The sequence below is a fragment of the Carboxylicivirga litoralis genome (assembly GCF_025499605.1).
In the GTDB taxonomy this organism is placed as follows: domain Bacteria; phylum Bacteroidota; class Bacteroidia; order Bacteroidales; family Marinilabiliaceae; genus Carboxylicivirga; species Carboxylicivirga litoralis.
Map to the genome: position 1 here is coordinate 22,282 of NZ_JAFMVC010000014.1, position 14,022 is coordinate 36,303.

Genomic DNA, 14,022 nt, shown 5'->3' on the forward strand with positions numbered 1-14,022 from the left:
ATTACTTCCGTTAAGGTACTAAGAACCTAAAGTGTTTTTTGTGTTCTTAGAGCTTAGATTTAGAGCTTTCTTAAGTTATTTAATTCTTCCTGCACCCGGAATTCGCATCCATGCAACAATCGTAATAATGAGGGTTATAATGCTGACGGCTCCAAATACCATTAAGGAGTTGGCAATGGTTTCGACAATGCCAAAAATACCAGCAGACAACAGGATGAAAGAAAATAGCATCAGGTTATTGTAGGCCAATATAAGACCTAGTTTGCGTCCTTCTACACGAGCCTGTATGAAAGCATTTAAAGGTATTTTAAATACACCTGCAAAAAAGGCTGTAAGCACAATTAATACAGTAAAAAGAACAGTCTCCGGGTTGAAAATGAAAATGGAAGATACGCAAATCAGCATGCCCAAACCGCCAATTGGGACTAAATACATTTTCACTTGTTTGTTAGAGATGACGCCGGTAACATAGCAGCCTGCTCCAATGCCAATGGCAACCAACGCCATAATAGTGCTGGTGGCGGTGTCGGATAGTTCGAGTACATTGCGGCAATGAACCGTGATGTTCATCTGTAGCAGCGAACCAATCGCCCAGAAAGTTGCTAAGCCTATGATGACAATGTTCAATCCGCGAATTTGGCGGCTCCATTTATAAGAGCGTATTAAGAATATAATTGGATTTAAAGTTGTCTCATCTTCGTCATCTGGAACACTTTCTTTAGGGGCAATTTTCAAACTGAATAACCAGCCAATAATTGCAAACAGAATTAAAGCGCAACAAACGATGATGGAACGATAAGGAGCTAAAGAGTCTATCAGGCTGATGTCGGAAGTAACACCGGCAATATACGTGCCTATTAGTACGCCCATAAACGTTAGCATTTCCATGGCTCCGGTTCCGAAAGGGATGCCTTCTTTTCCGCCTATGTCACGAATAATGCCATACTTAGCTGGTGAGAATAAACAACTTTGTAATCCCATCAGGAAGATGGCAAACATGGTGATGCTGACACTGTGCAGAATGAAACCAATGGAAGCAATTATCATGATAGGGATTTCGTATAGCTTAGCCCGTTGGATAATCTTCGCTTTTGAATGGTCGCGAGCCAGCTTACCAGCGATTGGTGAAAAGGCAATGTAAGGTATAACAAAAAGCGCCGAAGCCAGCATTATAACTATAGATTCCTGATTTTTCATCATCCAGGTTGTGGAAATGAAAAAGACAAGGTACTTCAGGTAGTTGTCGTTTAATACACCCAAAAAATTGGTGATAAACAGTGGTAGCCAGTTGGCTTTTTTTGAATTGTTCATAGTAATCAGATTATAAAAAGGGTGAGAGTGTCCGAAAATTAGAAAGGGACTCGATCACAGAGCGGAGTCGAAGTGATTATGCATTGATAATCAACTTTATTTAAATCTCATCTCGACTCCGCTCGATGAACGGACTTCGTTTTTGGACAACCTCATCCTATACAAATATAAGTGATGCGTATGATTTGCCGTTAAAAATGGGTTAATTAAGCTCTATTGTTGAGAGCTAAGTTCATTATCCATTGATAACGAGCTTTTTTCTTCTGTTTCTTTTTCGAGCCAATGTTTGTTGATACGTGCAATTAGCAAGGTAAACAGTCCAATGATTAATAGAAATACCATTTTACTGATGGTAGCATCGCCCGGAATATCCCAGAAGAATACTTTTAGTGAGGTCATGACGAGGACAATAGAGCCCATCACGCGAAAGGCAATTGCTTTGGTGTGTGCTCCCCATAAAAATATTAGTAAGGCATAAATAATATATGAGATAGAGATGGCCAGCGTTCGGCTCATAAATTCGATGTCATAAGCTATCCATAAATTCTTAATCTGAATCGTAAATAAACCTGCTACAATAATATTTGAGGCAATAGCCATTAGTGTACTTAAGCCACTGTTGTTGCTGTTTTCTTTTTTAGCTGCATAAAAGCCAAAAGCTGCAAGTGCCCCCCAGGTGAGTGCACCGGCGTTTAGGAATGGTAAGTATTTGATGCCAAATAATTCAATCCATTTGACATCCCAGGCAACTGTGAACCAATATATAATCAGCATTAACCAGGCCGCGTAGCTCACGTAGATTAATTCATAAGCTTTGGCAAATCGACCAATGGTATAGGTGCTGATGACTACTAAAAGCCATAGCATGGTTGTTACTACATATTCGAATCCATAGATGCTCATTGGTTGGATGTTGGCGGCTGAAATAGCAAATAACAACAGTCCGAGGCAAGTATAAATAATGGATGGAAATACCTTTTTACCCGATAAAGAATAGATAAACACAGAGGCGGCTATAAAAGTGGTTCCAACAATTAATAGTGGTACAGTAAAAGTAATGTTAAAGCTGCCCAGTATGTAGATTGACCAGAAAATAAATAGCATGGCATTAATCAAGCTTAAATACAGGTTCCAGCCGGTGAATTTATCGTTTTCAGAATAAGCGGCATAAATAATTCCACCCATATAAGTAACAAATAGTGCGGCTGCATAAAAGAACGGGCGTCCCCATGTAGCGGGCTCAAAATAGACAAAGTAAGTGGCATATATCAGCACGGTAATTATAAATGTCATGGCGCGTAATTCCGTCCATCGCTTAGAGATGCTGACATAAAGCGAACCAATATTCAGTATCAAAACATAGGCAAACAACAACAAGTCGTGATGGGCATGTGCTTTCATAAATAGAGGAGAGAGCAAACCGCCCATTATGCTGATGAATATTAAAGCGCGCAGGTTGTAGCGATAACTTAAAAAGGTGGTTAAAGCCGTTATGCTCAGCACCGAAATAAACGTGATGTTGTAGGGCCAGTTGAGCATATCGCCAAAGGCCACATAGGAGAAAGTAGCATAAATAATACTCATACCTGTTCCGGCCAGCATTTGGCAGGTGGTGATGCTGTTCTTGCGGTAGTAGCTATATCCGGCAAAAAGCAAGGTAACACCTAGTGCAAAGCCCGATAATACTCTTAGTTCTGTTGGAAACCAATCGTTTTCGAAGACAATCTTTAGGAAATAGGTGAATGCCGAAAACAAAAACAAGATACCTAATGTGGTTATCCAGTGTTTCTTAATTAATTCAATCATGATCATCAAATTTGGGTTAAACTTTTATTATTTGACGGTGTAAACATACAACCCTCAAAGAAGCAATAGCAAACCAAAAAGTTCAAAAAACAGACTTTTAAAAGATGGGTATTTCAAATTGGTGTAATATGGGTAGAGGCTATTTTTATAGTGTAAATATTCGAATTATTAGTTTTTAAGCCTATTTTTGTTCTAATGTCCTATTCTTCAAATAATCTATTGAGTATAGTAAAACGGACTTTTAAAGATGGATGCATTAGTTGAAATTATACAAACATTCGCACCTGGTGAGGCCACTGAATTTGCTTCTTTTATTAATCGATTGAAGCGAAAACAAAAGCGCAAGGATTTGGATTTGTTTTGGCTCTTTTATAAGGACGGGGAGATGGATAAGGCTGCCATTCTAAAGCGTTTATATCCTGATGGTAATAAAGTGGCTTATCATGCTTTGCGTAAGAAATTATTACGACATGTCACCGATTTTATCTTCTCCAAACAGTTGCGTGAGGATTATACCTCTGAAACACAGGTGTCGGCTTATATTGGTTTGGCACGATATCTTAGCGAATACAATCTTGATGCATTGGCCTGGAAATATTTGCGCAAAGCAGAACAAATGGCTGTAAAGACAGAGCAATATGCAATGGCAAATCAAATTGCAAGGCAGCAACTGGATATGCCTTTGCATCAACTTAAGCAATCCATTGAACCCATTTTAGAGCGAAAGAAAACCTATTTGCAGCTGGCCATAGAAGACGACAGGGCTGATACAGCATATAAAATCATCCAGTACCATTTGCAGCAGGCCAAATCAGATGTTGGTGACACTGATATGCAGTCCTTGATTGAGCAGGTGTTGAGCGAGTATGATTTGATTGGAACTGTTTCGCGCCGGCCTTCCATGGTGTACCGCCTCATGTCCATTGCCCGCAGTGCTGCTAAAACGGCCAAGAATTATTATGCTTTTGAGCCATTATTGCTTCGCTTTTATAGTGATATTACCCTAGGTGATCAACCGTCAGAAAATGATAAATTTTATGTGGCGCGACTTCAGTATATGATTGCGCACACTTTATTCAGAAATAAGAAATTTAAACAGGCGCACGAATACATTTATTTACTGCGGGAGCAGTTGCGCATTATTTCTAAAACGGAATATACGCGTCTGTTACCTCGTTTTACACAGTTGTATTGTGCTTTGCGTTTTTTCTCAGGATATATAGTCGAAGCTATTCGTATGGTAGATGCTGCTTTTATGCAGCAATTGCGCTTAAAGCCCGATGAGATTCTGAATTTGAAACTCAATAAGGCGATTTATCATTTTTATAACGAAGATTATAAGGTGGCTTTGCAGGAATTGTTGTCTATTGAGCACAGCAATACCTGGTGTATCAAGGTGGCGGGTGTTGAGTGGGTGGTTAAAAAGGATTTGTTGGATGTTTTTATTCAGTATGAGCTGGGTAACCTTGATATTGCGGCCAATAAAATACGCGCCATGCAACGTCATAAATACAGTTCAGGTAAATTGCCACAGATGGAACGCGTTTTGGTTTTTCTTAACCTGGTGAATCAAATAGTGGATGACCCCGACATTGTTCAAACAAAAACGTTTTACAACAGTGTGGAAGAAAGTTTTGACTGGATTCCGATTGAGCAGGAGGATTTGCATGCGTCTGTCTATTATGCATGGATGAAATCTAAAATTGTTGGGCGGCAACCCTATAAAGTATTGCTCGATTTAGTGTCGATTGAGTAAAAAGTTTCCATTAATATATACAGGTTAACACCGGTTTTTATTCAGTTTATATCTGCTTAATCAGCCAGAAATAATAACAAAATTACACCGTACCATACAATTATGCTAATTTTGCATTCATGGCAAATAATATCAGAACAGTCAGCTTGTCTGCCAGGTATCGGAATGAGGAAGTCGCTATCCCAATGGGTGTTAAAATAATTATGCTCGAAGTATCCCGCTCTAAATGCAAAGATGTATTATTGGAAGTAGTGGATGAAAAGGGGCAGGCCAAAGGTAAGCCATTGGAAAAGTGGTTGCTTCAAATCAAACTTAAAGAGGTTAGAGCCTTGCGTTTTATGATGAATGATTTTAGTATTCAACCTATAGAGATTCAAATAACATGGAGGTGAAGCACCTTTTTAAGGTGGCTGTTATTGTACTTTTAACTTTTTCAATGGGATGTACAGAAGATAAAACAACGAATCCATTCAAATCAGGTGATATTCTTTTTCGCGGACGTATGGACGGTTCGCTTTCAGAGGCTATTGATGCGGTGACACAAACCGGTAAAGCGCATCATTATACACATATGGGTGTTGTAGAGTTGTGCAATGATACTGTTTGGGTGTATCATGCAGCCCCGGTCAAGGGGGTGACGAAGGAGTTGCTGGCTGATTTCTGCCTGAGTACTGAAGATTCGCTCGTTGTGGGACATTTCAGGATTAAAGATAGTTATCAGGCAATGATTGACAGGGCGCTCGAAACAGCCAGGCAACATGTTGGCCAGCCTTATAATTATTCCTACATATTAGAAGATGAGGGGTTTTATTGCTCTGAATATGTTTATGAACTTTTTGTGCAAGATTCAATATTCAAGCTTAATCCAATGACGTTTATCGATCCCCAAAGTGGAGAATTTCACGAGGGATGGATAAAGCACTATAAAGAGTTGGGAATCGATATTCCCGAAGGTGAGCCGGGCTGTAATCCTAATGGTATGGCAGCTAACGAGCGATTGAAGTTTTTAGGACAAGTGAAGTGAGTGTGGAGTCTAAAAGTGAACAGAGTGTGTTTTCAGTTCGACCATTCACCAATTCGACGGTTCAACAATTTGCCAGTTTTTCAATTCATCAATTTATCAAATCAACACATCAACAAATAAACTATGGGTATCCTACGAAACATTAAAAGCGACTATGAAATCTACGAAAACGAAAACCTGCAGTGTTTGGTTGCTATTGAGCGCAACGATTGTAAGCAAATAAAAGCCTATCGAAAAAAATACAAGGGCAAAGAGCCGCTGCCAAGTCAGACCGTTGAAGGTTATAAATTTGTTATGGACGAGGAGTTTAAATCGCTGAAGATTGATTTTTCAGAGAAGCTGCAGTTTGAAATTAAAGATTTGGTAAATGTAAAGGGGTAAACCTTTTGTTATAGAACTTGTTTTTCTCAAGATGCCGTGCTGAATGTTGTTGCGGTCTTAATGATTATGTCTTAAATCTTGCGTCTTTTTTATGAAACAGGTTGTGTTAATTATTGCCACTATATACGGTGGTTTATCAGTTGTTTTTGGAGCTTTAGGTGCGCATGCATTGAAAAAAGTTTTAACCGCTGAGCAGTTGCAGAGTTTTGAGGTTGGGGTAAAGTACCAGATGTATCATGCCATTGTATTATTAGTGCTGGGCTTGCAACTGTCCTTCGATAGACGGTTACAAACCATGATGGGATGGAGCTTTATACTTGGTACTTTCTTATTCTCCTTTAGTATTTACTTATTGAATATGTCAAGTGCATTTGGAGGAAACCTAAAAATTCTTGGACCAGTAACGCCTTTTGGTGGTTTGTTGCTAATTGTGGGTTGGTGTTTGTTGTTGATTCATGTTCTGAAGGGATTCCGATAAAAGAAATGTTTATTTTCAATTTTGATTACAGGCAATTCAGGCTAAAAATAACTAATTTAAGCTGGCGTTAATTAATGGCAGTTTAATGCGTTTACGAATCAAATCATTGTTAATCCTTTCACTAATAAGCCTGGCGGTACTTGCCAGTACATTTTTATTGCCCTATGGTTTTTCGGCTATTAACGATGGTTGGGCGTCCACCTTTTGGTTATTTATCTCGCATTCGGGTGGTACTGTTGGTGTGCCTTTGATAACAATTGCATTTTGTGTATTAATTAGTCTGAATTACAAGGGCTGGAAGCGTAAGGTCTTGACCATCGTACTTTCGTTGGTTGCTTTCTCGCTGGTGCTAGGCGGGATGGCGAAGGTGAACGAAAACCTTATTAAAGAACATCTCAAAGTTGAAAGGCCCAATATTATTTATCTGCATCAGCAGAAGGGGTTTGATAAAGATGCTTTTTATGCCTTTGAAAGTAAGGAAGAGCGCCAGCGTTATCTGCAATATTTCTTGAGAACACAAACCGATACGATCACTTTTGATAATAAACCGTTGCATCCTAAAGTGCTTCAGCATTGGTTGCACGAAACTGGTTATTCGTTTCCATCGGGGCACTCGTTTAATGCTTTTTTAATGGCTACACTAATGGCTTATATTATTCTTTTTGTGTATGCCGATTTCAAACGACGACGGTTTATATCCTGCCCTTTGTATGGGCCACGTTGGTGGCACTTTCTCGTGTTATTTTGGGTGTGCATTCACCGCTTGATATTACTTGTGGTGCAAGTATGGGCGTGATGCTGGGGTTGGTTATTGTATGGGTTGGGTTGATTGATGGCTTAGTTAAGCAGAAATAATTTCATTCAAAATAAATGATTTTGATTATCCGAATTAAGGGTGAACATTTTTAAATCAACTTGCCTTGTATTATTACCTGGGCTATCAAAAATACTAGGTCAACACTTGACTAGAACTGAATGGGAGTATTATATTAATATCTGATCGTGAGTTAATTGCTAGTGTGCTTAAAGCGTAGTGATTGTATGAGGTGCTTTTGTTTGTTTTATAAGGCTTTACGTCAGGTAAGTTAGGGTGTTTAAGATGTATGTTGTTGAAAATGTATAATTTAAAGGTGATACAAGTTGTTTACTTTTAATTTAAAAGCATATAAAACCTTCAAAACTCTTTTTGTTATTTATTCGGTATTGTCAAGTTGTAAATCCTTAATTAAAGAAATAATTCGTGAATTTTCATTTTTTTAACATTTATAAGGCCAACTTATCACTTGTAGTATATATTTTTGGCGGCATAAAAGACAATTAAAGAATTTTTGGTGTAATTGTAAAGTATCTGTATTTATGAAAGTATCTGAGAAGATTGAGCTACTTAAAAAGAAACGTGAGGAAGTCCGGAAAATGGGCGGCGATGCACGTGTGGCTAAACATCACGAAAAGGGCAAACTTTCAGCTCGCGAGCGTTTAGATCATCTTTTTGACGAAGGTAGTTTTAGGGAAATAGACGCGTTTGTTGAGCACCGCTCAGTAAACTTCGGTCTTGAAAAAATTGAAATCCCTTCTGACGGTGTGATTATCGGTCACGGTTTAGTGCACGGTCGTCCTGTTTTTGCTTACTCGCAGGATTTTACTTCACGCGGTGGTTCACTTGGTGAAATGCATGCAGCTAAGATTTGTAAAATTATGGACTTGGCAGTTAAAGCTGGTGCGCCTGTTGTAGGATTAAACGATTCGGGTGGTGCTCGTGTTGAAGAAGGTGTTGATGCCTTAAAAGGTTACGGTGAGATTTTTATGCGTAACTCACGTGCATCTGGTGTTATTCCTCAAATTTCGGCCATCATGGGCCCTTGTGCCGGTGGTGCTGTATACTCTCCTGCAATGACTGACTTTATCTTTATGGTAAAGAAAAAGAGTCACATGTTTATTACTGGTCCTAACGTTATTAAGACTGTAACAGGTGAGGAAACCACCTTAGAAGATCTAGGTGGAGCCATGGTGCATAACACTAAAAGTGGTAATGCTCACTTTGCCTGCGATAGCGACGAAGATACAATTGATGCCATCAAAGAGTTGTTAGAATTCTTACCAAACAACAACTTGGAAGAGGCGCCACAGATTCCTATGGGCGATGACCCAACTCGTCAGTGTGAAGAGTTAGATACAATTATACCAGATGATGCAAAAACACCATATAACATGGTGGATGTTATTGAATCGGTACTTGACAACGGTGAATTTATGCAGGTGCACGAGCACTATGCTGAAAACGCTATTGTTGGTTTCGGTCACCTAAACAACCGTTCTGTTGGTATCATTGCTAACCAGCCAATGATTCAGGCAGGATGTTTAGATATCGATGCTTCTGATAAGATTTCACGCTTTGTACGTACTTGTGATGCTTTCAATATACCAATGATTACTTTCGTTGATGTACCAGGATACTTACCAGGTGTTCAGCAGGAGTGGGACGGTATTATTCGTCACGGTGCTAAGTTATTATGGTCATATGCCGAAGCTACTGTGCCTAAGTTCACTGTTGTAACGCGTAAAGACTACGGTGGTGCCTACTTAGCCATGTGTTCTAAGCCATTGGGTGCAGATATGGTATTTGCATGGCCATCAGCCGAGATTGCAGTTATGGGTGCTAAAGGTGCAGTTGAGATTATCTCTACTTACCGTAAGCAGATTGCTGAAGCTGAAGACAAGCAAGCCATGACAGATGCTAAAATCAACGAGTACGAAGAGGCATTTAGCGTACCTTACTTAGCCGCTAAGCGTGGTTATATTGATGATGTTATCCTGCCAAGCGAAACAAGGCAGCGCCTAATCGACGCCATGGAAGTGATGTCGACTAAGACTGAGATATTGCCTCCTAAGAAGCACGGAAACATTCCATTGTAAAAACGATTGTACTATGACAGCAAGAGAAAAAAAGAGAAAAGCGGCAATGATTGCAGTAGCTTATTACCTGGAGCAGGAAGCAGCTAAAAACAACGAAGTAAAGGCTGTTAATTCATGGAAAGCTATAGGTAAAGAGGTAATCATGAGTAACCGGGCTATGGTACAACGTCGCGGTCGTTTATTACGTTCTCGCGCTTAATTAATGATTAGAGATTAATGGTAGATGATTATTACGTATTTATCATTAGTCATTAACAATTAAACATTGAATCAGATGAATTTCGATAAGCACGGAGCATTAGAAATGGCTCCACTAGAGTTTGGCGCTGACCGTCCAAAAGCAGCCAATCCAATTAAAATTAACGACGTAAGTTTACGTGATGGACACCAGTCTTTATTTGCAACTCGTGGTCGTACCGAAGATATGTTGCCTGTTGCTGAAATGATTGACAACGCTGGATACAACGCTGTTGAAACATGGGGTGGTGCAACATTTGATACCATGCACCGATTCTTAGCTGAGGATCCATGGGAGCGTTTACGCGTGTTGAAAAAGCACATGCCGAAAACACCATTTTCAATGTTGCTTCGCGGACAGAACGTGGTAGGTTACCGTAACTATGCAGATGATGTGGTGCAGGCGTTTGTTCAGCGCGCCATCGATAACGGTATGGATATTTTCCGTTGTTTCGATGCCTTGAATGACTTCCGTAACTTCGAGACTGCAGCTAAAGTTATTAAAGACAATAAGAAGCACTTCCAGGGTGTAGTATGTTACACATTGAACCAGCCTCGTTTAGGTGGTGATATCTATAACATGGACTACTACATCAATAAAGTAAAAGAATTATTAGAGTTTGGTGTTGATTCTATCTGTATCAAAGATATGGCCGGTTTAATTGCACCTTACGATATCTATAACTTGGTTCGCGAAATCAAGAAATTCACTGATACACCTATCAACCTACACACGCACTTTACCTCTGGTATGGGTGACTTAGCTATCTTCAAAGCAATTGAAGCTGGTGTTGATATTGTTGATACTTGTATCGGGCCTTACGCTTACCGTACGTCTCACGCAGCTGTTGAGCCAATCATCATGTCGTTGTTAGGTACTAACCGCGACTCAGGTATGGACATCAACAAAATTACTGCTATCTCTGACGAGATGGAGAAATACATACCTAAGTACAAGCACTTAGATAACAATCCTAAGTACGCAACTACTGATATTAACGTATTGCTTCACCAAACACCAGGTGGTATGTTATCTAACTTGGTGAACCAGTTGAAAGCAATGGACGCTTTAGATAAATTACCTGAAGTATTCCGTTTATTACCAAAAGTACGTAAAGATCTAGGTAACATTCCATTGGTAACGCCTACTTCTCAGATTGTTGGTGTTCAAACAGTCAACAACGTATTGTTTGACTCTTACGAAGGTGAGTATGCACAAATTACTAAAGAGGTGAAAGACCTTTGCTTCGGATTGTATGGTAAAACAACTGACCCAATCAATCCTGAGGTTCAGAAGAAAGCTCTGAAAGATTACCCACGTGGTGAAGAGCCTATCACTGTTCGTCCAGGTTCTATCCTTGAGCCGGAATTGGATCAGGTGAAAGATGAATTCTCTGGTTTAGCCCAGGATATTGATGATGAAGTATTATGTGCTCTTTATCCTGTTACAGGTAAGCGCTTCCTGAAATGGAAATATGGTAAGGAAGAAGTGCCTGCTGAATTCAAAGCGAAGACCATGGAGCAGGTTGAAAAAGAAGAAGAATTGGTGCGTAAAGCCCTTTCAGGTGAGTTAACATCAAAAGGTGGTTCAGGTGCAACTCGTGAGTTGGAAGTGAAGGTTGACGGTGAGGTATTTACTGTAGAAATTAACGATCCTAACGCAGCTGCAGCGCCTCGTGCTCGTCGTGGTAAAACAGGCGGTGCCAAAGAGGTAGAGTCAACAGGTAGCTTAGTAGCTCCAATCCCAGGTATGATTGTAGAGTTCAAAGCAAAAGTTGGCGACGAAGTGAAAGCAGGTGACACTTTAGCTGTGCTTGAAGCGATGAAGATGATGAACAACCTTGATGCTGCCGTTGACGGTGTGGTTAAGGAAATCAAATTCGATTCAGGTGATTCAGTTGCTAAAGGCGATGTGTTGATGGTGATTGAGCCAGCAGAAGCATAGTAGCTAAATCCAATACAATATACTCCAAGAATTGAGGCAGGCCATTAGGTCTGCCTTTTTTTATTCCAGCGGTTATACCAATTGTATTTTAAAATGAGCTTTATGCGAAATTTAAAAACTACAATAGCTTATCCCGAATAATTCGGGAGTTAATGCCACAAGACGATTAAAGTGCCTTAATGAGTCAAGTGAAAATAAGGCGCATTTTAATTGTTAATCGGTATTAATGACAAATCTTGTAAAAATATACGCATATAAATATATGGATATATAATAATATAGATATATTTGTGCGCCATAATAATTCATTCAATTATTAATACTCATGCACCACACTACAATTATTCATACCAATAAATTCAACCTGTCGAAGAGGCGTTTCATTCATTTCTTTTTATACTTCAAACCATTGTTTTAACAAGCGTTTTGTTTTGTCTTTAAATTTGAAATGAATCTAAAACCAGTATCCGCACCGGATTGATGGTTTTCATGTAAGTACTGAAATAATGAACCCAAATTTCTCAGTAAAAGCTGTTGTGAGTACAATTGTTTTGTCGCTGTTGTTTCTGGCCTGCGATGAGGTGATTGAATACAGCCCTTATCAAAATATTGTCAAGTCGAAGTGGAAGAAGCAAAACATTAGTAACTATAATAAACTACTTCCAAAGGCCAATGAACCATTTACACCTTTTCGAATTGGTTTAATTGCTGATTCTCACACTTACTACGATGAATTTGAAAAGCAGGTGGAATACATCAATACCCGCGATGATTTAGATTTTATTATTCATTTGGGTGATATAACCTTAAGTGCTAATTCTCGTGAATTTAACTGGTACAGCGATGTCATGAATAAGATTAAAATACCGGTTATCACGCTTATTGGTAATCACGATTGCCTGGGTAATGGCTATGATATTTATAGCGAGATGTTTGGTGAAAGTAACTTTTTCTTTGAATATAAGGATGTTAAGTTTGTGATGTTTGATGATATCATTTGGGAGAAGAAGGTGTCTGATCCGGATTTTGAGTGGTTTGATAAAGCCCTTGTTAATGATTCGGATTATAAATACGTTCTTCCTTTTGCACATATACCACCTTGGGATCAACAATTTACGGTGGGTAACGAGTTTCTGTATAATCAGATTCTATTACGCCATAACCTTGATCTATCAATTCATGGGCATGGGCACAGTTACAGCTATTCTCAACCCTATGATGATGTTCATTATTTATCAGTGCCATCTCCTGAACGCAATCAATTAATTATTCTTGATGTTCAGCCAGACACCATTAAGCACGAGGTAATTAAATACTAAAATTAGCATGACAGAAAAGAAAAAAAATCGTATTTGGGATGTCTTGCTAATTGGCTTTATGATGTTTGGAGCTGTGGAATTAAAAGCCCAAGCTGATGCTGATGATTCGACATGGGTAGAAATGCCCAGAATGCTTCAAAAGGCCTATAAAGAAAGAATAGTGGTGATAAAGAACGATACAATTACTTATCGTCACCGTTGGTTTATTCCTGGCCAGTATAAATTGCAATATGCCGGAAGTATTGGTTTGATGTCCATTGGCTTTGGTTATGCCATAACACCGACTTATCAGCCAGCTTTGTTTTTTGGTTATTTGAGTGAAAACTTTGGCGGGAGTAAAAATAGTGTTATCAGTATTTCGCTTAAAAATAGTTTTTACTTTACTAAGCAACCGCTTTTTAAATACTTTAAACCCTATGGAGGTTTGTCCATCAATTGGGGTAATACAAATAATACGTTTCGGCGATTGCCGGATTACTATCCAAAGGAATATTATTTCCAGAATAAGGTACATTTCTACCCGTTTTTGGGAGGCGAATTAAAGTTTGCCATTCACAACCGTTACTTTGATGGAGTTGGGGTTTATACTGAGTTTTCGGCCATGGATGCCTATTTGTTAGAAGCCATTCGTACCGAATATGTAAAACCACATATGGCGTTATCCATGGCCATAGGAGTGACGTTTTACTTGCGTTAGACATTTCTTTTCATAGGTGAGCAAAAATCATCTATAGCTCATAATTAGTAAGTAGAAAGGGCTACATTCAACGGAATGCAGCTCTTTTTTATAGTTTTATTTGTATAAATAAATACAGTGTCAAAAAAAGAAATGAAACGTTTTTAATAATAAAA

12 protein-coding genes and 1 pseudogene are annotated in these 14,022 nt (G+C 39.0%); 11 read left to right on the forward strand and 2 right to left on the reverse strand.

Annotation, left to right across the window (positions count from 1 at the left end; translation table 11 throughout):
• Positions 1 to 75 precede the first annotated feature (75 nt).
• Entirely contained in the window at positions 76 to 1,311 is a 1,236-nt protein-coding gene (locus tag J1N10_RS13465; RefSeq protein WP_262327242.1) for an MFS transporter, read from the reverse strand.
• 213 nt (positions 1,312 to 1,524) lie between these two features.
• A complete protein-coding gene (locus J1N10_RS13470) occupies positions 1,525 to 3,117 on the reverse strand; it encodes a DUF2339 domain-containing protein (RefSeq protein ID WP_262327243.1) in 1,593 nt (530 codons plus the stop codon).
• Positions 3,118 to 3,364: 247 nt separating this feature from the next.
• On the opposite strand from J1N10_RS13470, the gene J1N10_RS13475 reads away from it, so the two are divergent.
• The 11 genes and pseudogenes from J1N10_RS13475 to J1N10_RS13525 all read left to right on the forward strand — a co-directional run bounded on the left by J1N10_RS13475 (position 3,365) and on the right by J1N10_RS13525 (position 13,867).
• Entirely contained in the window at positions 3,365 to 4,873 is a 1,509-nt protein-coding gene (locus tag J1N10_RS13475) for a hypothetical protein (protein WP_262327244.1), read from the forward strand.
• Between the two features lie 119 nt (positions 4,874 to 4,992).
• The gene (locus J1N10_RS13480) at positions 4,993 to 5,265 is read left to right on the forward strand and encodes a hypothetical protein (RefSeq protein ID WP_262327245.1); all 273 of its coding nucleotides are present in this window, start codon (positions 4,993 to 4,995) and stop codon (positions 5,263 to 5,265) included.
• Positions 5,262 to 5,897 carry a YiiX/YebB-like N1pC/P60 family cysteine hydrolase gene (locus tag J1N10_RS13485; protein WP_262327246.1) on the forward strand — a complete coding sequence of 212 codons (636 nt, stop codon included), beginning with the start codon at positions 5,262 to 5,264 and terminating at the stop codon, positions 5,895 to 5,897. Before J1N10_RS13480 ends, J1N10_RS13485 begins: the two co-directional genes overlap by 4 nt.
• Before the next feature lie 123 nt (positions 5,898 to 6,020).
• A complete protein-coding gene (locus J1N10_RS13490; protein WP_262327247.1) occupies positions 6,021 to 6,278 on the forward strand; it encodes a hypothetical protein in 258 nt (85 codons plus the stop codon).
• Between the two features lie 91 nt (positions 6,279 to 6,369).
• Positions 6,370 to 6,756 (forward strand): DUF423 domain-containing protein, encoded by a 387-nt coding sequence (locus J1N10_RS13495; protein ID WP_262327248.1) that lies wholly within the window; start codon positions 6,370 to 6,372, stop codon positions 6,754 to 6,756.
• A gap of 358 nt (positions 6,757 to 7,114) precedes the next feature.
• Positions 7,115 to 7,611 (forward strand): annotated as a pseudogene (locus J1N10_RS21330) (phosphatase PAP2 family protein).
• Positions 7,612 to 8,112: 501 nt separating this feature from the next.
• Entirely contained in the window at positions 8,113 to 9,669 is a 1,557-nt protein-coding gene (locus tag J1N10_RS13505; protein WP_262327250.1) for an acyl-CoA carboxylase subunit beta, read from the forward strand.
• Positions 9,670 to 9,682: 13 nt separating this feature from the next.
• On the forward strand, positions 9,683 to 9,868 hold the full coding sequence (locus J1N10_RS13510) for a hypothetical protein (RefSeq protein ID WP_262327251.1): 186 nt from the start codon (positions 9,683 to 9,685) through the stop codon (positions 9,866 to 9,868).
• A gap of 75 nt (positions 9,869 to 9,943) precedes the next feature.
• Positions 9,944 to 11,851, forward strand: a complete 1,908-nt coding sequence (locus J1N10_RS13515; protein WP_262327252.1) for a pyruvate carboxylase subunit B — start codon at positions 9,944 to 9,946, stop codon at positions 11,849 to 11,851.
• A gap of 506 nt (positions 11,852 to 12,357) precedes the next feature.
• Positions 12,358 to 13,170, forward strand: a complete 813-nt coding sequence (locus tag J1N10_RS13520) for a metallophosphoesterase family protein (protein WP_262327253.1) — start codon at positions 12,358 to 12,360, stop codon at positions 13,168 to 13,170.
• A 7-nt stretch (positions 13,171 to 13,177) separates the two neighbouring features.
• Complete coding sequence (locus tag J1N10_RS13525) at positions 13,178 to 13,867, forward strand: hypothetical protein (protein WP_262327254.1); 690 nt, start codon at positions 13,178 to 13,180, stop codon at positions 13,865 to 13,867.
• Positions 13,868 to 14,022 lie beyond the last annotated feature (155 nt).